This window comes from Phyllobacterium zundukense, assembly GCF_025452195.1.
GTDB classification, from domain to species: domain Bacteria; phylum Pseudomonadota; class Alphaproteobacteria; order Rhizobiales; family Rhizobiaceae; genus Phyllobacterium; species Phyllobacterium zundukense_A.
Genome location: NZ_CP104973.1, coordinates 2,285,804 through 2,306,031, shown reverse-complemented (window position 1 = coordinate 2,306,031; position 20,228 = coordinate 2,285,804). Strand labels below are relative to the sequence as shown.

Annotated in this window: 18 protein-coding genes; 10 read left to right on the top strand and 8 right to left on the bottom strand. The window is 55.9% G+C overall.

Annotated elements, in window-relative coordinates:
* Positions 1–19: 19 nt before the first annotated feature.
* Positions 20–931 carry an N-acetylmuramic acid 6-phosphate etherase gene (locus N8E88_RS23700; protein ID WP_262292727.1) on the bottom strand — a complete coding sequence of 304 codons (912 nt, stop codon included), beginning with the start codon at positions 929–931 and terminating at the stop codon, positions 20–22.
* 200 nt (positions 932–1,131) lie between these two features.
* Here N8E88_RS23700 and N8E88_RS23695 point away from each other — a divergent pair, with 200 nt between their 5' ends.
* From N8E88_RS23695 to ugpC, 9 genes are all read left to right on the top strand, one after another.
* Complete coding sequence (locus N8E88_RS23695; RefSeq protein ID WP_262292726.1) at positions 1,132–2,019, top strand: glucosamine kinase nucleotide-binding domain-containing protein; 888 nt, start codon at positions 1,132–1,134, stop codon at positions 2,017–2,019.
* Positions 2,012–2,800 carry a GntR family transcriptional regulator gene (locus N8E88_RS23690; protein WP_262292725.1) on the top strand — a complete coding sequence of 263 codons (789 nt, stop codon included), beginning with the start codon at positions 2,012–2,014 and terminating at the stop codon, positions 2,798–2,800. The genes N8E88_RS23695 and N8E88_RS23690 overlap by 8 nt, the downstream gene beginning before the upstream one ends.
* Before the next feature lie 17 nt (positions 2,801–2,817).
* Positions 2,818–3,828, top strand: coding sequence for an SIS domain-containing protein (locus tag N8E88_RS23685; RefSeq protein WP_262295597.1), 1,011 nt, complete (start codon positions 2,818–2,820; stop codon positions 3,826–3,828).
* Positions 3,825–4,985, top strand: a complete 1,161-nt coding sequence (nagA, locus tag N8E88_RS23680; RefSeq protein ID WP_262292724.1) for an N-acetylglucosamine-6-phosphate deacetylase — start codon at positions 3,825–3,827, stop codon at positions 4,983–4,985. Before N8E88_RS23685 ends, nagA begins: the two co-directional genes overlap by 4 nt.
* 52 nt (positions 4,986–5,037) lie before the next feature.
* The gene (pncA, locus tag N8E88_RS23675; RefSeq protein WP_262292723.1) at positions 5,038–5,637 is read left to right on the top strand and encodes a bifunctional nicotinamidase/pyrazinamidase; all 600 of its coding nucleotides are present in this window, start codon (positions 5,038–5,040) and stop codon (positions 5,635–5,637) included.
* A 151-nt stretch (positions 5,638–5,788) separates the two neighbouring features.
* Positions 5,789–7,102, top strand: coding sequence for a sn-glycerol-3-phosphate ABC transporter substrate-binding protein UgpB (gene ugpB / locus N8E88_RS23670; protein WP_262292722.1), 1,314 nt, complete (start codon positions 5,789–5,791; stop codon positions 7,100–7,102).
* A gap of 61 nt (positions 7,103–7,163) precedes the next feature.
* A complete protein-coding gene (gene ugpA, locus N8E88_RS23665) occupies positions 7,164–8,054 on the top strand; it encodes a sn-glycerol-3-phosphate ABC transporter permease UgpA (protein WP_262292721.1) in 891 nt (296 codons plus the stop codon).
* A 9-nt stretch (positions 8,055–8,063) separates the two neighbouring features.
* A complete protein-coding gene (gene ugpE, locus N8E88_RS23660; protein ID WP_262292720.1) occupies positions 8,064–8,912 on the top strand; it encodes a sn-glycerol-3-phosphate ABC transporter permease UgpE in 849 nt (282 codons plus the stop codon).
* Between the two features lie 7 nt (positions 8,913–8,919).
* Positions 8,920–9,999, top strand: coding sequence for a sn-glycerol-3-phosphate ABC transporter ATP-binding protein UgpC (gene ugpC / locus N8E88_RS23655; RefSeq protein WP_262292719.1), 1,080 nt, complete (start codon positions 8,920–8,922; stop codon positions 9,997–9,999).
* A 24-nt stretch (positions 10,000–10,023) separates the two neighbouring features.
* On the opposite strand, the gene N8E88_RS23650 is transcribed toward ugpC, so the two are convergent.
* The 3 genes from N8E88_RS23650 to N8E88_RS23640 are packed head-to-tail and all read right to left on the bottom strand — an operon-like array spanning position 10,024 to position 12,572.
* Entirely contained in the window at positions 10,024–10,803 is a 780-nt protein-coding gene (locus N8E88_RS23650; protein WP_262295596.1) for a MetQ/NlpA family ABC transporter substrate-binding protein, read from the bottom strand.
* A 28-nt stretch (positions 10,804–10,831) separates the two neighbouring features.
* Positions 10,832–11,497, bottom strand: coding sequence for a methionine ABC transporter permease (locus N8E88_RS23645; RefSeq protein WP_262292718.1), 666 nt, complete (start codon positions 11,495–11,497; stop codon positions 10,832–10,834).
* Complete coding sequence (locus N8E88_RS23640; RefSeq protein ID WP_410010698.1) at positions 11,487–12,572, bottom strand: methionine ABC transporter ATP-binding protein; 1,086 nt, start codon at positions 12,570–12,572, stop codon at positions 11,487–11,489. Before N8E88_RS23640 ends, N8E88_RS23645 begins: the two co-directional genes overlap by 11 nt.
* A gap of 683 nt (positions 12,573–13,255) precedes the next feature.
* Here N8E88_RS23640 and N8E88_RS23635 point away from each other — a divergent pair.
* The gene (locus N8E88_RS23635; RefSeq protein WP_224511903.1) at positions 13,256–15,598 is read left to right on the top strand and encodes a putative bifunctional diguanylate cyclase/phosphodiesterase; all 2,343 of its coding nucleotides are present in this window, start codon (positions 13,256–13,258) and stop codon (positions 15,596–15,598) included.
* 66 nt (positions 15,599–15,664) lie between these two features.
* Here the strand turns inward: N8E88_RS23635 and N8E88_RS23630 are convergent, their stop codons facing one another.
* The 4 genes from N8E88_RS23630 to N8E88_RS23615 all read right to left on the bottom strand — a co-directional run bounded on the left by N8E88_RS23630 (position 15,665) and on the right by N8E88_RS23615 (position 20,224).
* Entirely contained in the window at positions 15,665–15,997 is a 333-nt protein-coding gene (locus N8E88_RS23630; RefSeq protein ID WP_262292717.1) for an acyl-CoA thioesterase, read from the bottom strand.
* Entirely contained in the window at positions 15,951–17,504 is a 1,554-nt protein-coding gene (locus tag N8E88_RS23625) for an acyl-CoA thioesterase family protein (protein WP_262292716.1), read from the bottom strand. The genes N8E88_RS23630 and N8E88_RS23625 overlap by 47 nt, the downstream gene beginning before the upstream one ends.
* Positions 17,505–17,756: 252 nt before the next feature.
* Entirely contained in the window at positions 17,757–19,226 is a 1,470-nt protein-coding gene (gene hutH / locus N8E88_RS23620; RefSeq protein WP_262292715.1) for an HAL/PAL/TAL family ammonia-lyase, read from the bottom strand.
* On the bottom strand, positions 19,223–20,224 hold the full coding sequence (locus N8E88_RS23615) for an ornithine cyclodeaminase family protein (RefSeq protein ID WP_262292714.1): 1,002 nt from the start codon (positions 20,222–20,224) through the stop codon (positions 19,223–19,225). The genes hutH and N8E88_RS23615 overlap by 4 nt, the downstream gene beginning before the upstream one ends.
* Positions 20,225–20,228: the final 4 nt, after the last annotated feature.

The window sequence follows — 20,228 nt, the reverse complement described above, 5'->3', positions numbered from 1 at the left end:
TTAATGAGAGTCCGGGTTCCTAGCGGGAACCATGACTCTCTTTGAGTTCCGAAAGCGCCGGGCGAAGCCTCTGTTGATTGCTTTCGAGAAGGTTTGATGCATTTTCAGCGCTCGTTGCTCCAGCAGCGAGCAGGATCGCTGACTTGACCGAGCCGCCACTGGCTTCCAGCAATTTTGCTGCGTCGCCGATATCGCAAGCGCTGATCGCCGCTACGATGCGCGCAGCGCGCTCGCGGAGTTTGATATTGTCCGCGACGAGGTTGACCATGTACCCGTCATGCACGTGACCAAGCCGGATGGCCATCAAGGTGGACAACAGATTGAGTGCGATTTTCTGCGCGGTGCCCGCCCCCATTCGTGTTGAACCCGCCACCATTTCCGCCGGTGTTTCCAGCGCAATCGCTACGTCCGCCTTTTCAAACATCGGAACGTCGGGATTGTTGGCAATCGAGATGACCTTGAGACCGCGCTTCTTCGCCTCGTCGATTGCGGCAAGTGCATAGGGCGTTGTGCCGCTGGCGGAAATTGCAATCAAGCAGTCACCGGCCATCAACTCTGCAGCCGCAATGTCGCTCGCGGCTTGGCTCACGTCATCTTCGTAAGTGCCAGCCAACCGGTTGAGACTGGCGACACCGCCAGCAAGCAGGATGACGACACGGTCGGGAGCAATGCCATAAGTACCGGGTAATTCCAGCGCATCCGCCATGGCCATCAGCCCCGAACTGCCAGCGGCGGCGTAAGCAAGACGGCCACCCGACGCGAGCGTGTCGGCAGCAAGCAGGGAGGCCTTTGCAATGGAATCCCTGGCGCGCGCTACCGAAGCGGCAGCTTCAAGCTGTGCTTCGTGCAGCAACCGCAAAACATCTTCTGGCGACTTCTCGTCCAGTCCCAATGCGTTCTCGTTGCGCTGCTCGGTGCGGGTTAGTGCCACTGCTCACTCCTCGTTCCGATAATTAATGCCAAAAAAATACCACTTGTCCAGCAATTCCTTAAAAAATTTACGCAACGATTTAGGGCAATAGATTTTTGTCCAATAATTTCAACGACATTTAGAAAAAGCCGACGAGACACAAATTAACGCTTGGCTATTGGTATTTTATTGGTATTCTGAATGCTGGAGGACGATTGAACGTGACTTATCTCCTTGGACTTGATGGCGGCGGCACAGGTTGCAGGGCAGCATTGGCTGATCTGAGCGGCAATGTTCTCGGCACTGGCAAGAGTGGTTCGGCCAATATTATGACCGACATGAATACAGCACGTCTGAACATTCTCGATGCAACTGAAGCAGCATTCAAAAAGGCTGGAATCGACGCTGGCCAGACCAAAACGGTCTTCGCGGTCCTCGGCCTCGCCGGCGCCAATGTCGGCGGCAATGGCGCAAAGCTGGAAGCTATGCTGCCGTTTCAAAAATCGCTTGTTTATTCGGATGGCGTGATTGCACTCCAGGGTGCACTCGGCGATCATGATGGCACCGTGGTGATCCTCGGCACCGGTTCCGCCTATGTTACCCGGCTCGGCAAAGACATTCGTTTTGCTGGCGGCTGGGGCTTCAAGGTAAGCGATCTCGGCGGAGGTGCGCGGCTTGGCCGGGACCTGCTCGAAGAAACATTGCTCGCCTATGACAAGTTTCATCCCAGCTCGCCAATGACAGCGGCAGTTTTGGAACGGTTCGGAGGCAATCCACATCGGATCGTTCAATTCGCCCATTCCGCGACGCCGAGTGATTTCGGCACGTTTGCGCCAACCGTCTTCGAGTATGCTGCGAAAAATGACGCAGTCGCCGTTGCTCTTTTGGACAAGACCATTGGCCAAATCGAGAGAGGGCTCGACGCCACCATGTCTCCAGCCCCCATGCGTCTTTCCTTGCTGGGCGGTCTTGGTGCTCTGTATGGTCCCCTTCTCTCACCTCACTATCGGGCAATGCTGCAAGCACCGTTGAATGACGCTCTGACAGGCGCAGTCCAGCTTGCAGCGCGCAATTTTGCCGCGACACCGGCGGAGACTGCTCATGGGTGATGGCCTGATCGATATTCTGCCTTCGCTCAACGAAAACTCTGCTGTCGGTGGTCCGCTCTACGTGAAATTGCAGCGGCTGATCGAGAATGCCGTTCGCGAAGGAAAACTTCTACCTGGAGACGCATTGCCTCCGGAGCGCGAACTTGCCGCAATGGCAGAAATCTCGCGTGTAACTGTACGCAAAGCCGTCCAGGGTCTTGTCAATGATGGTCTGCTTGTCCAGCGGCATGGCTCAGGAACATTTGTTGCACCGCGCTCCGCACGCGTCGAGCAATCCTTGTCGCACCTCACATCCTTTACTGAAGATATGGCACGGCGCGGGATGATTGTCCGCTCGACTTGGCTGGACCGAGGCGTCTATGCTCCTTCCCCCGAAGAAATGGTGACGCTCGGCCTCTCGTCCGGCGAAAAGGTGGCGCGGATCAGCCGATTGCGCGTGGCCAATGACACGCCCATGGCAATCGAACGTGCCGCTCTGTCCATTCATGTGCTGCCAAATCCGGAACTTGTCACTCTTTCGCTCTATGCGGTACTGGCGGAGAGCGGCAATCGTCCAGTCAGGGCGATCCAGCGCATTTCGGCGGCCATTTTGAAAGAGAATGATGCTAAGCTGCTCCAGGTTCCGGCGGGTTCCGCCAGCCTGAATATCGAGCGGATATCCTACCTTGAATCCGGGAAGGTGATCGAGTTTACCCGATCGATCTACCGTGCCGACGCCTATGAATTTGTCGCCGAACTCAAACTCGGCGAGTCTTCAGAAATTTCAGGAGCAGTGCTGTGAATACCAAAACAACCCTCATGCGGGAAGAAATACTCTCCATTCCCGATGTGACAGCAAAGTTCCTTGATGCGTCCCGCGACACGCTGGCTGCCGCCGGTGCGAAGTTGCGGGAAAAAAACCCGCCCTTCCTTGCATCGATCGCTCGGGGCTCGTCCGATCATGTCAGTGCCTTCCTGAAATATTCGAGCGAACTCACGGCCGGTATTCCTGTTGCTTCGCTCGGGCCTTCTGTCGCCTCGATCTATGGCGTGAAGCTCAAACTTGGCTCTGCTGCGACCCTATCCATCTCGCAGTCTGGCAAGAGTCCCGACATCGTCAGCATGACAAACGCAGCCCGTGAAAGCGGGGCACTGACCATCGCCATCACCAACGTCATCGAGTCTGACCTCGCGCGTGCCAGCGACTTTGCTATCGATATCCTTGCAGGGCCAGAGCGCAGCGTCGCCGCCACTAAGTCTTTCGTCAGCTCGGCGGTTGCCGGTCTCGCGCTGATCGGACATTGGACCGAAGACAAAAAGTTGCTTGCCGCTATCGACGAGCTTCCAGCCGCACTCGCCAAGGCCGTCGCCTGTGACTGGTCAGCCTTCGCAGGCGCTGTGACCAATGAGAACTCGCTGTTCGTTCTTGGACGCGGACCATCTCTGGCAATCGCCAACGAGATGGCGTTGAAGTTCAAGGAAACGAGTGCGGTCCATGCGGAAGCCTTCAGTGCTGCGGAAGTCATGCACGGGCCGAAGGCCATTGTTGGTGAAGGCTTCCCGATTCTCGTGCTCGCCGCACGCGACGCAGCCGAAGATTCGCTCGTGGATGCTGCCAATCGCTTGGCCGACCAAGGCGCCGCGGTGTTTCTCACATCGTCCAAACCATCGAAAGCGACAGCCCTGCCCTTCGTCGCGACATCACACCCGCTGACCGATCCACTGGCACTGCTCGTTTCGTTCTATGCTTTCGTGGAAAGCTTTGCCCGCAGTCGTGGATTGAATCCGGATGAACCGCCGCACTTACGAAAAGTGACTGAAACCCTATGAGCACTATCTATGCCCTTACCGGCGCCGAGATCTTCGACGGCGAAACCTGGCACACCGATTCGGGTCTGGTTGTCGATGGCGATGTGATCAAGAGTATCACGCCGTTGTCGAATTTGCCCGATGACATCCGCCGGGTTGAGTTGAAGAGCGGTAAGCTTGTACCGGGCTTCATTGATGTACAGGTCAATGGGGGTGGTGGCGTGCTCCTCAACGACGGCCCAAGCATCGAGGCAATCCGCACCATTTGCGATGCGCATTTCGCCTTTGGCACAACTGGGTTGCTGCCAACCTTGATCACTGATACGCCGGAAATAACAGCAGCAGCTATCGCTGCAGGCAAGGCCGCGGCACAAGAGAAAGTGGCCGGATTTATTGGCTTGCATCTCGAAGGTCCGCATTTGTCCTTGACACACAAGGGCACGCACGACCCAAAGCTGATCCGTCCGATGGACGACGCTGACCTCCTTGCCATCATAGAGGCAGTGCAGGAATTGCCGGTTCTGCTCACCACAGTCGCACCGGAAACGGTATCGGCTGAAAAAATCCGGGCGATGGTCGATGCCGGCGTTATCGTCAGCCTCGGCCATAGCGGCGCATCCTATGAAGTGGCGCTGGCAGCCAAGGATGCGGGTGCGACTATGGTGACACACCTGTTCAATGCGATGAGCCAACTCGGTCACCGCAGTCCCGGCGTGGTCGGCGCGGTGCTTGAGTCGGGTGAACTGTCAGCGGGACTGATCGCCGACGGTTTTCATGTCGACAGAGCTTCGATGGCGATCGCACTGCGTGCCAAGCAGGGTCCGGCGAAGATATTCCTCGTCACCGACGCAATGTCGACCATCGGCACAGACATTAGCTCATTCACGTTGAACGGACGCAGGATCACACGTGCCGGTGGACGTTTGACGCTGGACGACGGGACACTGGCCGGTGCCGATCTCGATATGATCTCCGCAGTGCGTTTTGTGCATCGCGAGCTCGGTCTGTCTCTCGATGAAGCGCTGCGCATGGCATCCCTCTACCCGGCCGAGAGCATTCGAATCGATCACCACTATGGGCGCCTTGCGCCGGGCTATATCGCCAATATCGTCCATCTCGACGAGAAGCTCGATGTCAATCACGTCTGGATTGGCGGCGACTCGCACTACGCACGTTGACGGAACAGTCTGACTGGTCATACTTACCCAATCACCTCACTGGAGAACCGAGATGGCCAAGGACGCGCTGATCGTCGTTGATGTGCAGAATGACTTCTGTCCGGGCGGGGCATTGGCGGTCGATGGCGGGCATGAGATCGTCCCGATCATCAACAAGCTTATCCAACGTTTTGATCGCGTCGTCCTCACGCAGGATTGGCATACACAAGGGCATTCGAGCTTTGCGTCGTCGCATCCCGGCAAGGCACCGTTCGAAACAATCATGATGCCCTATGGCGAGCAGACGCTCTGGCCGGATCATTGTATTCAGGGGTCTTCAGGTGCCGAGTTTCATCCGGATCTGGTTTGGACAAAAGCCGAGTTGGTGATCCGCAAAGGGTTTCATCCGCATATCGACAGCTATTCGACTTTCTACGAAAACGACCGCAAGACCCCTACCGGACTTGCCGGCTATTTGCGCGAGCGCGGCATTACCAATGTGACTTTCGCAGGTCTCGCGACCGACTATTGCGTCGCATATTCCGCGCTCGACGCGATCGCGCACGGCTTTACGGCCGAGGTCCTGCTCGACGCATGTCGCGGTATCGATCTTGGCGGTTCGCTCGCTGCCATGACCGTAAAGATGCGCAAGGCCGGTGTTGTGCTTGTTTAACGGGCTCTCAAAGTGAACAGCTGAGCATTTTTTCCACAGCCTTGAACCAAGGTATGAGCTTCCAGTCACAAAACTGTTGTTTCCCTGTCACATAATGGCGATACTGCCCTCAAGCGCGCTTTAGACGACGCCTCATATATGGGAGATTCACATGACTTTTCGCGGCACTTCACTAAGCCTTGCTCTCGGCATTGTCCTCGCCTCATCCACCTCGTCTTTCGCCGTCGTCACCGAGATCAGCTGGTGGCATGCGATGACTGGTGCCAATAACGAGGTAGTCAACACGCTTTCCAAGGAATTCAACGAAAGCCAAAGCGACTACAAGGTGGTTCCGGTGTTCAAGGGCACGTATCCCGAAACGCTGAATGCCGGCATTGCCGCCTTCCGCGCCAAACAGGCCCCGGACATCATTCAGGTATTTGATGCGGGCACCGGCGTGATGATGGCCGCCGAGGGCGCGATCAAGCCGGTCGCCGACATTCTGTCGATGGGCGGCGCCAAGTTTGACAAGAGCCTCTATCTGCCTGGAATTGTCGCCTATTATTCCAAGCCCGACGGCACGATGCTGTCTTTCCCGTATAACAGCTCCTCGCCGATCCTTTACTACAACAAGGACATCTTCAAGAAGGCCGGACTCGACGAAAACAAGCCACCCAAGACATGGACGGAAGTCTGGGACGCTGCGAGGAAGATCAAGACAAGCGGTGCAGCAAAATGCGGATATACCTCGGCTTGGCTGACCTGGATCCACACCGAAAACTTCGCCGCCTGGAACAATCTGCCTTGGGGTTCGAATGAAAACGGTATTGGCGGCGTCGATGTCGAGCTGAAGATCAACGCACCAATCTACGTCAAACATTTCCAGGAACTCGCCGATCTCGCAAAGGATGGTACTTTCCGTTACGGAGGTCGTACGTCTGAAGCCAAACCGCTGTTCCTTTCCGGCGAATGCGGCATCTACAATGATTCATCGGGCGGCCTCGGTGACGTGATCAAATCGGGTATGAACTACGGCACAGGTCCGTTGCCCTATGACCCGGAGGCAAAAGGTGCTCCGCAGAACACGATCCCCGGCGGTGCCAGCCTCTGGGTTTTTGCGGGCAAGAGCGACGAACAGTACAAGGGCGTCGCAGCTTTCTTCAATTTCCTGTCCAAGACCGAAATTCAAGCGCGCCTGCATCAGGTGTCAGGCTATTTGCCGGTAACCTTGGCCGCCTATGAGGAAACCAAGAAATCCGGCTTCTACGACAAGAATCCCGGTCGCGAAACGCCGATCCAGCAGATGATGGGCAAGACGCCGACTGAAAACTCGAAGGGTGTCCGCCTCGTCAACCTGCCGCAGGTTCGCGACATCGAAAATGAAGAGTTCGAAAACATGCTTTCGGGTAAACAGACTGCCCAGCAGGCCCTGGATAATGCCGTCAAGCGTGGTAACGCTGCGATAAAGCAGGCAATCGGCCAGTAAGCTTCATTTCATGACAGCCCGTCCGTAATTGACGGACGGGCTATTTCAAAACGAGGCATTCATGGCATCGTCAACGCGCGTCACTTTTCCGAACAAGTTTTTGCCTTATCTGCTGCTGGCACCACAACTCGCCATCACCGCAATATTCTTCTACTGGCCCGCATCACAGGCGATCTATCAGTCCGTCCTGCGCGAAGATCCGTTCGGGCTGTCGACGCAATTTGTCGGTCTCGATAATTTCCGGCGTGTGCTCGGAGATCCGAACTATCTGAACTCTCTTCAGGTCACGGTTATATTCTCGGTAGCCACTGCACTCATCGCGATGGCTCTTGCCCTTCTGCTCGCCGTCATGGCCGATAAGATTATCCGCGGCAAAAGCATCTACCGAACGCTTTTGATCTGGCCTTATGCAGTCGCACCGGCCATCGCCGGCATGCTCTGGCTATTCCTGTTCAATCCATCGATGGGAACGCTCGCCTATCTCTTCCGCTCGACCGGCTATAATTGGGACCCGCTGCTCAACGGCGATCAGGCAATGGTGCTGATCGTTTCAGCCGCAGCGTGGAAGCAGATCAGCTACAACTTCCTGTTCTTCGTCGCCGGTCTGCAGTCGATCCCCAAATCGCTGATCGAAGCGGCTGCCATCGATGGCGCGGGCGAAACGAAGCGCTTCTGGACCATCGTTTTTCCGCTACTAGCTCCGACGACCTTCTTTCTGCTCGTCGTCAACACGGTCTATGCCTTTTTCGACACGTTCGGCATCATCCACGCGGTCACAGGAGGCGGCCCCGGCAAAGCTACGGAGACGCTCGTCTACAAGGTTTACAATGACGGTTTCGTCAACCTCATCCTGGGCGACTCCGCCGCTCAGTCGGTGATCCTGATGATCATTGTTATCGGCTTGACGGCTATTCAGTTCCGCTATGTCGAGCGCAAAGTACATTACGGCTGAGGATAGATCATGATCCAGAACAATCCTGTCGGCCGTCTGATCGCCCATGTGATATTGATCATCGGTATATTGATCGTGGCCTTCCCGATCTACTACACCTTCGTCGCCTCGACGCAAACGCTCCAGGAAATATTGCGCCCGCCCCTATCATTGCTGCCAGGTGGACACTTCTGGGAGAACTATTCCGCAGCGCTCTTCGGCGGCGTTGGCCGTATCGGCGGTGTGGGCGTAGACCGGCTCCTGTTCAACACGCTGGTCATGGCGCTCGGCATTGCCGTCGGGAAGATCTGTATCTCGATCCTTTCTGCCTATGCGATCGTCTTCTTCCGCTTTCCCGGGCGCATGGTGTTCTTTTGGCTCATTTTCATAACCCTGATGCTGCCGGTCGAGGTTCGCATCCTGCCAACCTACAAGATCATGGTCGACCTTGGTCTGATCGATACCTATACGGGGTTGATCCTGCCGCTCATGGCGTCAGCAACGGCCACGCTACTGTTTCGGCAGTTCTTCATGACCATCCCCGGCGAACTTGTCGAAGCTGCCCGCGTCGATGGCGCAGGACCGTGGCGATTCTTCAAGGATATCCTGCTGCCACTATCCAAGACCAATATCGCCGCCCTGTTCGTGATCCTCTTCATCTATGGCTGGACGCAGTATCTCTGGCCGCTTCTGATGACGAACCGCAACGACATGTCGACCATCGTCATTGGTTTGCGCAAGATGATTTCCTTCGCCGATGCTGATACCGAATGGCACCTGGTGATGGTGACCTGCATTCTCGCCATACTGCCCCCAATCCTCGTTGTCGTTCTCATGCAACGCTGGTTCGTGCGCGGTTTGGTCGAAACGGAGAAATGATACCGATATGGCAAATGTAGAATTGACCAATGTTCGCAAGGTCTATGGTAGTTCCGTCGAAGCGGTCAAAGGCATCAACATTGCCGTCGACGATGGTGCGCTGTGCGTGCTGGTCGGTCCATCCGGCTGCGGAAAGTCCACTTTGCTGCGTATGATCGCGGGTCTGGAGTCTATCACCGACGGCACAGTTAAAATCGACAACAAGGTGGTCAATGAGCTCGGACCTGCCGAGCGGGACATCGCAATGGTATTCCAGAACTATGCGCTCTACCCGCATATGAAGGTCTACGACAACATGGCCTATGGCCTGCGCAACCGGGGCATGCCGAAGGATCAGATCGACAAACGTGTAAAAGACGCTGCTCAAATCCTTGAATTGACTCAGCTTCTGGAACGCCGTCCGAAAGAACTTTCGGGCGGTCAGCGTCAGCGCGTCGCCATGGGCCGTGCCATTGTCCGCAGCCCGAAGGTGTTTCTTTTCGATGAGCCGCTTTCCAATCTCGATGCCAAGCTTCGCGGACAAATGCGCGTTGAAATCAAAAACCTGCAGCGGCAGCTGGGCGTGACCAGCGTCTATGTAACCCATGACCAGCTTGAGGCTATGACGCTCGCTGATATCCTTGTCGTCATGAACGCCGGTTCCGTAGAACAGATCGGTGCACCGCTCGATATCTACGAGAAGCCAGCCAGCACCTTTGTCGCAAGCTTCATTGGCGCCCCGCCTATGAACCTTGTGCCGGTCACAGCCGACCATTCGGGACTGGTTCTGAAGGACGGCACACGCATCGGGGCAGAGGGCCTTGTCCTTCCAGCGGATGGAGCCTTCATCGGTTTCCGGCCGGAAGACCTCGAGGTCTCCGCTGGATCAGATACGCATGTCGGCGGACTGGTTCTCGATCTCAAAGTACTGGGTGTCGAGCCGGTTGGTGCAGAAAGCTATGTCTACGGCATTGCCGGCGGCGAGCGTGTCGTGGTGCGGGTTCCGGGCCGCTCTGCGTCACAGACCGATGATCACCTGCGGGTCATCATCCCCAAGGACAAGCTGCATCTCTTTGGGACCGACGGGAAGAGAATCCCACCTGCATAGGGTGAGATTCTTTCCAAGATCGGGTTACCAGCTTGGGACCGCCGCGCCCTTGTATTTGTCGACAATGAACTGCTTGACCGGATCCGAATGATAGGATTCGATCAGCGTCTTCACCCAGGGCTTGTCCTTGTCGGCGGTGCGGACAGCGATGAGATTGATGTATGGAGCCTTTTCACCTTCCTTCAGAATTGTGCCGTTCATGGGATCAAGTCCTGCTTCCAAAGCATAGTTTGTATTGATCGCTGCGGCATCGACGTCGTCAATCGAACGCGGTAGCTGGGCGGCATCAAGTTCAACGAACTTGAAGTTCTTTTTGTTTTCGGTGATGTCGGCAGGCGTGACCTTCAGGCCGGCACCGTCCTTCAGCTTGATCGCAACCTTGTCGGCGAGAATGAGCAGGGCACGGCCACCATTGGTCGGATCATTCGGAATCGCAATCGTAGCCCCATCCGCTAACTCGTCAAAACTCTTCACTTTTTTCGAATAGACGCCCATCGGAAAATTCACCGTATAAGCGACGTCGACGAGATCAAATTTCCGGTCGGCAATCTGATTGTCGAGGTAAGGCTTGTGCTGAAAGGAATTGGCATCGAGCTCGCCGTCGTTCAATGCCTGATTTGGAACGACGTAATCCGAGAACTCGAGAATCTGGATATCGAGACCCTTGGGCTTGGCGACCTCCGCGACCTTTTCGAGAATTTGGGCATGCTCGCCCGGTGTAACGCCGATCTTGATCGTTTCGGCCAGCGCACCAGTCGCGCCGAGGATCGCCGCCAAGGCTGCTACACCAAGTATTTTCTTCAACATTTCATTCTCCTGCTTTTTAACAAATTCAACGGGGACGGCTGCGCTTGTCGAATTGCCGCGCCAACCGGTCACCGGCGCTCTGAACAAGTTGAACAAGCACGATCAACACCACAACCACGACGGCCATGACATCCGGCATGAAGCGTTGATAGCCGTAGCGGATGCCAAGGTCGCCGAGGCCGCCGCCACCAATCGCGCCAACCATTGCCGCATAACCAATCAGGCTGACGATCGTCAGGGTGAGTGCAGAGGTAATTCCGGGCCGCGCCTCTGCAAGCAGTACCTTGAAGACGATCTGCATCGGGCTCGCACCCATTGCGCGCGCTGCTTCCGTCAGACCAGGATCGACTTCACGAATTGCCGTTTCGACCAGACGAGCAACGAAGGGGATCGTCGCAATCGTCAATGGCACTATCGCGGCAGTGGTTCCTATTGATGTGCCGGCAACGAGCCGGGTGAACGGGATGATGGCAACGACCAGAATGATGAACGGCGTCGAACGTGTGGCATTGACGATGGCGCCAAGCACCTTGTTGACCCAAGGCGCAGCGAAAAGCTCGCCTCGCCCGCTCGTCGCCAGAAACACGCCGAGCGGAATACCCAAGAGTGAACCGATCAGTCCAGCGACCGCGACCATATACAGCGTCTGGCCCGTCGCATTGACGATGAGAGCGATGATATCAGCGGACATAGCCGACCACCTCCGATGACAGGCCGTGATTGGCAAGGAACTGCCGCGCCTCGGCAATTTTCGCCTCATCGGAACGCAGGGAAACCACCAGCATACCGAAAGGACGCCCCGCGATCTCGTCGACTGCACCGGCCATGATATTGACCTCGATGCCAAGATCGCTTCCAAGCCGCGCCAACATCGGTTCCGTGGCATTTTCACCCTTGAATATGACACGAAGAATAGTCCGCGAGCCGGGCTCCGCTCGCTGCGACATCCGGCTGGTCAGGAACTCCGGCAAATGCATACCTGCGAGGCCACCGAGAAGCGCCTTGGTGGTTTCGTGCACATGCCCGGTGAACACGTCGAATGTCGGGCCTTGTTCGACGATGCGGCCGCCATCGATCACTGCCACATGGTCGGCGATGGCCTTCACCACCTCCATCTCGTGGGTAATCAGAAGCACGGTCAGACCGAGCTCCTTGTTGATCTTCCGGAGCAGGGCAAGGATCGAGCGCGTGGTTTCTGGATCGAGCGCTGATGTCGCCTCGTCGGAGAGCAGCAGCTTTGGTTCGGTTGCCAAAGCGCGCGCGATGCCGATGCGCTGTTTTTGACCACCGGAAAGCTCGGAAGGATAGCGGTCGCGCTTGTCGGACAGGCCGACCAGATGAAGCAAGGGCGTCACGCGCTTTTCGATGTCTTGCCTGCCCATGCCGGCAATTTCGAGCGGCAACGCGATATTGCCGAAGGCAGTGCGCGAGGAGAGCAAATTGAAATGCTGGAAGATCATGCCGATCGAGCAGCGCGCGGCGCGCAGGCTCTTCTCATCCAGCCCAGCGATATCCACGCCGTCAACGAGGATGCGGCCAGAGCTCGGCCTTTCGAGCCCGTTGACGAGCCGGATCAGCGTCGATTTGCCAGCTCCCGAACGGCCGATGATCCCGGTTACCGATCCACGAGGCACCACGAGATCTATGTCGTTCAGTGCCACCACTTCGGCGCCAGTTTTCCCTGCCGCAAAACGCTTGGAAATGGCTTCAAATGCCACCATGGGATTGGTAGCCTCGGGCACAGTCGCCTCATTGTCTGGTAGCATTTGCCGCGTACTCGTCGCCGTACTTCTCAAAACAGCCATGTTCATTTGCGGAGCTCGCACGTCCGCCCTGTTGCCTTTTTAGGGCCGTCTATACAGACCATCTTCGCGTTTCGATAGACCTTGGCGACAGGCATCAACATTTTCAGCTCTGTTTGAGATATCTCGGGTGGCCGGAAGGCCTCGGCAGAGATGACGATACGCAATGTTATCGACCGATGACACGCAGCGGGTTTCATATTTGTATCGATTGCAGGAATGTCTTTCCAAAACGGCCGCATCGGTCAGCATATCGACTCTGTATCCTCCATACTTGGGGGGAAGAATTCGACTCTGAGCGCTTGAAATTTGGCTGACAGGAGCTAATTCTAAAGAGCTACTAACTTGACGGCGCGACAAATCGAATAAATTGGTCCACGGAATACATTTGAATAGAAAAAAGTTGTTTCAGAGATATTACTTTGAACTTTATCGTATAAATTGTAGATATACTGATATATGAAGAAATATGACGTATTTTCCTGCACTAATACCCTGTAGTCACAAATTTTATCTTAACCAAAGTGCGACACTAGGACATAAAGACATTGGTAACTAATAGAAAAAATGCTAAGTATATTAACCAATGCCGAACGTAAAAAAACTAACATGGGTCAAAGATGAACTCACCTGCCTGAGGTCTGTGCGTGCAATTGTCCAATTTCCATACTTTTGACGCTATCCGATCGATGTTCGGTATGCGGGGTGCTATCAACCCGGCAGTAAAGCGTCGTGTCTATGCGGAGCAAATGGACGTTGCACTAAGGCTGGCGCCTTTTACGGTTCTGGTGGCAATGTGCGTTGTGTTTGTCGTCGCGTTCGTTTTCTGGGACCTCGGCCCCCGCCCCTATCTCGCGGGTGTGTCGATAATGGTCGCATTGATGACTGCGGGCTCACTTTTCGCCTGCTGGCAATGGTACACGGTGCCCAAGGTCAAGGAGCTTGGCTTTGATGCGATCAAATACCTGATCATCATATCAGCCCTCTACGGCATCTGCCTTGCGAGCATTCCCCTGATGCTGTTTCTCGACGCTGATCCCTACCACCGGCTTCTGATCGCATGCACAGCAGCAGGTCTCATGGCAACCGGTATTGGCGTGGCCGTGGTGCCCCTGGCTGCGATCGCCTATTCGGGCACGATCATTACCGGTTCGTTCTTTGCGCTTGCGTCAACCGGTGAAGATTTCTTTTTGTTCATCGCGATCCTGCTCGCTTTCTATGCGCTCTTCATTCTGTTCACCATCGTCCACATGAGCAATCTTATTGTCATGCGCACGCTGGACCAGATCAAGGTCGAGCAGCAGAAGGAGGTTATCAGCCTGTTGCTGTATGATTTTGAAGAAAACGCCAGCGACTGGATTTGGGAAACCGACGCCGACCTGAAGCTCCAGCATACCTCGCCGCGCCTGGCGCAAATTGCGGCAAAAACGACCAAAGAGCTGCAGGGCATGCCTTTTGCGCAACTGTTCAAGATCGACCAGTCTCATGCGGAAGAGGCCGTCAAGGTTGGCTCAATCTGGCAGGCCATCGAGAACCGGACGACATTCCGCAATCACATCCTGCCCATCAACATCAAGGGCGAGACACGTTGGTGGTCGCTCACCGGCAAGGCGATTTTCGACAACGCAGGCCAGTTTGTCGGCTACCGCGGCGTCGGCTCCGATGTGACCGCTGCAAAGCAGTCAGACGATCAATTGTCCTATCTCGCCCGTTATGATGTGCTGACCGATCTGCCGAACCGTACGCTATTTACCGACCAGCTCTCGCAAGCCACCAAGGACCTTGAGAAAGGACTGCGCAGCTTCGCAGTGTTTTGCATCGATCTGGATGAGTTCAAGACGGTCAATGACAGTTTTGGTCACGGTATCGGCGATCAGTTACTCAAACAGGTGGCGGATCGCCTGCGCGGCGCGGCTCCCGCAACCTATGTCGTTGCCCGTCTTTCCGGCGATGAATTCGCCATTCTGGCGCGCGGTGCCGATCAGACTGCGGCGACAGAGCTCGCCGAGCAGCTGGTCCAGAGCATCGCACAACCCTTCTGGATTGATGGTATCCAGATCAACATTCACATCAGCGTCGGCATTGCAATTGCGCCGACCGACAGTGTCAACGACATCATGCGCTGCGCCGACCTGGCGCTCTACCGGACCAAGAATGAGGGCCGCAACAGTTTCCGTTTCTACGAGGTGGAAATGGATGCGCGCATCGAAGCCAAACGTGCGCTCGCCATGGATCTGCGTGGTGCGCTGGCAAGGGACGAATTCATCCTCCATTTCCAGCCCATCATTTCGGCGCAGACACTCAAGACGGTAGGGTTCGAGACGCTGCTGCGCTGGAAGCATCCGGTGCACGGCTTCATCTCTCCTACTATCTTTATCCCGATCGCGGAAGAGACAGGAAACATCATTCCGCTCGGCGAGTGGATCATCCAGGAAGCGTGCCGTATCGCCGTGTCGTGGCCGCAGGAAATCCACGTTGCAATTAATATATCGGCGATCCAGTTCCGGCACTCCGACCTGGCGTCCATTGTTCGCGATGCCTTGACCAAGAACAAGCTCAAGCCAAATCGGCTGGAGCTGGAGATCACTGAATCCGTCTTCCTCGAAGCGAATGTCGCCGCGATTTCATTGTTGCGCCAGTTCCGCGCCATGGGAGTAAGCATCGCGCTCGATGATTTTGGCACCGGCTATTCCAGCTTGAGCTACCTGCGCAAGATGCCGTTCGACAAGATCAAGATCGATCAGTCCTTCGTGCGCGACCTTCCGCACAATCGGGGCAGTCTTGCAATCATTCGTGCAGTGATGGGTCTTGGAGCCAGCATGGGCATGAAGATCACTGCCGAAGGTGTCGAGACCCGTGAACAACTGGCCTGCCTGCAAAAGGAAGGCTGCGATCAGGTACAGGGGTTCCTATTCAGCCCGGCAGAGCCCGTCGAGAAGACTTTCGAGCTGCTCGCCTTCGATCGTGACCGATACCAGGTTGCCAGCTAGAGCCGTTCATACTGAATAGAAGCAGTTCTCTGTTCAGGCACGTAAGGCTCTAACGGTTCGCTCAGATCACGCCTGCCGCTTGGCAGCATCCTGAATATTTACTGGCCGGTAGTTCGCAGACAAACGCGATTCCTTTGGCCAATATGGCAGGAACCCTTTGATTACCTCTCCCGGAATATCGAGTGGATTGTAGTGGTCGCGGTCGACGAACATCAATGACTGCTCGCCATGCCCGAGCAAGCCCTGCGCGGCGCTGTGGATCTCATGCTGCAACGTCACGAACTTCCGATTGTGGCGCGCAATCTTGATGCGCACGGTAATCTGCTCGAACTCCTTCGACTCGCGACGGTAATCATGGGTGAAGGAGCGCGTGAGGATATAGAGACCGCGTGGTCGCAAGGTCGAAATCGGGCATGCAGACGTTGAAGAACAATTCGCGCGCTTTGCCGACCCAGCGCACGTAGTTGGCGAAATAGACGTTTCCGACGGAATTCGTATCATCATATGTGGGAACGAGCTGCATGACGAACCACTCACCGTCGAATCCATGCGATGGCGTGACGTCGTCGCTCCCCGTGACGTTGGCAAGTGGCGAAGGCGACATCATCCGGATGGGTTGATCGACTATCTCAACGGGAATGGCCTTGGAGGCCGGTCCGAACAGTTCGATGATGACTGGCAAAGCGCCTATCAGACCGATGAACGGAGAAATGAACAGGAATCCCGGCACCGGCTCGATGTAGCCGATGATGAATATCAGCGACGAACCGCAACCGATCATAAAGCTCAGCACCGGATCAAACTTTGGCTTCGCGCCCAGCGCCTCGCATACCAGGTTCGCCGACGCACTGACGAACAGGGTTGCAAACGGCATCATGAAATACATCAGCGAAAAATTCGCGGGTACCGCCGTGAAGGCAATCCAGGCGGCGCCAAGCAATAGCCAAAGCGGCGATGAAGCGACGCCGTCCGGGATGAGAGCAAGCAAGGGACTGTTACTGCGCAGGTTTTTACCCTTCAGGAACCAGGATGTTGCGCAATAAAAGCTGTCCACGGTTGAAGCCAGGGCAATGACAGTCCAGATGACAAAGGCAACCGCCAGATATGGCTGGCCATTTTCCGCAGCAAGAACTGTAGCTGCCGAGACGGACCCCTGGGCACTTGGCAGGCCATCGATGGACAGGATGCTGCCTATCGGGCCGACCGCCGAAGCGGTAAGCGCATTGAGGAACAAAAATCCAAAAAACATCAGCGCGCCGACACCATAGGCCATGCCAACATCGCCACCTTCACGTTTGATGGTAACCGCGCGCTGCCAATGCTGAATATCGAGCCACGGTCCAAGCAGGAAGCCGATCAGCGTTGGCATGATCAGACCATAGAAGCGGCTATCAAACTTTTCTAGTGGCACACCTGGATAGTCTGATGTCTGCCGCAGTCCGATGAGGAGGACAATGCCCGCAGCCACCCCGACGACCGTATAGACGATGTGCAACAGCTTGAGTTGCTGCAGCGACAGCGCATGACCGATAGCACAGGCAAACAGCAACAACAGCGCAACGCCGAGCGCCGAACCCTCGCCCACGATCGGCTGCCAGAGATAGGCAACAAACCCGAAGATCGTTACAACCAGCGCCGCCATCTGAAACAGCAGAAACACGCCAGCGTAGCGGCCTTCAATATCTTTGATGATCTGATCGGGCGAGCGCTTGGTTCGCCCGAGAATATATCCAAACAGCCAGAGCCCTGCGACATTGGCTATGGCAAAACCAAAAAACCCCAGCCAACCATAGGTCAGAGTGACGTGGATGGAATAGAAGAAACCCAATCCCCACAGCCAGGATAAGCCTATTGTTGGCGCCCACAAAAGATTCCGCACGACCGTCATGACTATCCAGCTTTTCAAGAAACGCTGCTTTTACAGCACCCTACTTTAGTCGATGTTATTCGCGGAAATAAGTCAATGTTCTGTTCTTAGACTGGCATCAAGAGTTTGGCGTTTGGATAGTGTTACGGAAACTTGGCTGCAGACGATGAGCAGATCATAAAACTTATCGGTGACGAATATACAACTCGTTCACCAGTCTAGCGTGTAAAGGTGTCCAAACCGTTGCATATCCTGCGACACGCGGCCGATCGTTTGAAGGCGGCGTTTCAATCATTGGCGCAAGCTGTCCACCAAGGCCAAAACATCCGCTCCGAGCGCCCTGTCGTCTTCCAGCTTGGGCGAAACTGCCCGAACGAAATCATAACTTTGTCTCGTTCCGCTGCCGCAGCGAAGTCCCGGCCTCAAATCTATGGCCTGCGCCGCGGCCAGCATCTCGCAGGCAACGAGTTGCCGCCACAAATCGACTATCTCCGCACATTTTGCCACCGCGAGCGGCGTCTGCGTCGCGTGGTCCTCGACTCCTTCCGATACGGCAAGGAAATCGAGCAGGACTGGATTGGCCTTGTGGCGGATGGCGCCAACGAGTGCGGCTACCGTCTTCTGCAGAGGTACAAACCCAGCCGAAGCCCCGCCGACCGGGCTCAAATAGCGCGGCAGGCCATGACGACCAGAGCCAGTGAGTTGAATGAAGCGTGCAGCACTGGCCAGCGCCGCTTGCGCGATGGCGAGCCCGAGTGTTTCGAAAACCAGCGCCAGCGATGGCGTGTGGAAATTTCCCGTCGACAGTACTCGCTCTTCATCAATGATCACCAGCGGATTGTCCGCGGCCGAATTGAGTTCGAGTTCGATCGCGTCTGTCGCGGCCCTCAAGGCATGGGCAAGCGCTCCTTGAATGGGCGCCACGCAACGCAGGCTGAGTGGATCCTGGATCGCCGTCCTCGCTTCCAGCAATGACGAGCCTTCAAGCAATGCCAAAAGCCTTTCCGCCTCTTCCACCTGACCCGCAGCGGGGCGCGCAATCTGGATCGCAGGTGTCAGAATGTGCGGATTGCCGCCCAAGGCTTCAAAGCTCATGGCAACTGCCCGACGCTGAAAATCCAGAAGCACAGCAGCGTCAGTCGCAACCAGCGCACCCCGTCCGACCGACACCGCCGAGGCATTGAGCAGCGACAACCCGTCTTTCGGGCCAAGCGCCGACGGTTCAAGACCCGCCTTTTTCAAAGCTTGAGCAGATGGATAGACCTTACCTTGATACTCTGCAGCACCCTCTCCGATCAGCGTTGACGCCATAGCCGCCAGCAGGACGAGATCACCAGCGCCTATGGACCCGATGGATGGCGTAACAGGATGAATCTGTTTATTGAGCAACGCCAGCAAATCCTTGAAAACTGACGGAGAAATTCCGGATCCGCCGACAGCCAGCATTGAAAGCCGCGTAGCCATGACCGCGCGGGTAACATCGCGTTCCAGTGATGGGCCAACGCCTACATCGCGTCCGCGCACCAGTTGCTGTTGGAATGCGTCGATATCCTCGGTCACCGCTGTTTTCAGATTAGCGCCGAGTCCAGTGTTCAAACCGTAGATTTGCTGTCCTGATGCAGCCGCGCTGTCGAGGATCGCCCGCGCCTTTTCCAGCCTGTCGTACACGGCGGGCTCGATTTCGACCGTTGCATTCCCGCGAGCAATCGCTGCGATGTCAGCGATTGTGGTGGTCGCTCCACTGAAGACAACCGGGCTCATGCAAAGCGCAGCCGCTGGCCGATATTGGAGGCTTTGGCTTTTTCCAGCATGGCATAACCAAGCGCAATATCGCTTAGCGACAAGCCCCGATGCCAGAACAGAATTGTCTCATCTTCATTCTCACGGCCTGACTTGCGTCCGGCAACGATCTGGCCAAGCTCCGCATGCAAAGTCTGTTCCGATAGCTTGCCCGCCTCCACGTGAGCGCGCAGGGACCCAAATTTCCCGCCCTTGCATTGGCCCCAGTCATCGACGACGAGCTTGTCCATGATGTCGGTCAGCGACAGCTCTATTGCGCTCATTGTTCCATAGGGCACAACGAATGCGCCGGGCTTGACCCATTCCGTTTTCAACATCGGTTGCGGCTCCGGCAGGCGCGATGCTTCAACGACGATGTCGGCGCCTTCCACGCAGGAGCGCCAGTCGTCCGTGACGATGATCCGCTTGCCGAGATCATGGGAGAGCTTTTCGGCAAAGGCGTTGCGGCTCTCGGGACGACGTGAATGCACGCGAATCTCGTCGAAATTGTAAAGGTGATCAAGGAGCCTCACATTCCAATAGGCCGTGCCGCGCGCTCCGATATGGCCAAGGATCTTCGAGTTCTTGCGTGCGAGATATTTTGCTCCAAGTGCGGTGACGGCGCCTGTGCGCATATCAGTGATGACGGTTGCATCAAGGATGGCCCGCGGCGCCCCGGTACGTGGATCGAACAGATTGAGCACACCGAATTCTGAGGGGTAGTTCAGCTTGTAATTATCGACAAAGTCCCCGACGATCTTCACACCTGCCAGATTCAAAGGCGCAACATATCCCCGCAATACATTGAAATGGCCATTGAAAGTTGCGTCCGGCTCAAGGTGCACTCGCGGCTCGATTACGGTCTCGCCATTGCCCTGCGCGGCAAGCGAGGTTTCGATTGCACCGAGAATTTCAGCATCAGTCAGTGCCAGCGCGTCGATGTCGAGCGCATTCAGATAGTCGATGTAAATGGGTTTCATGTCT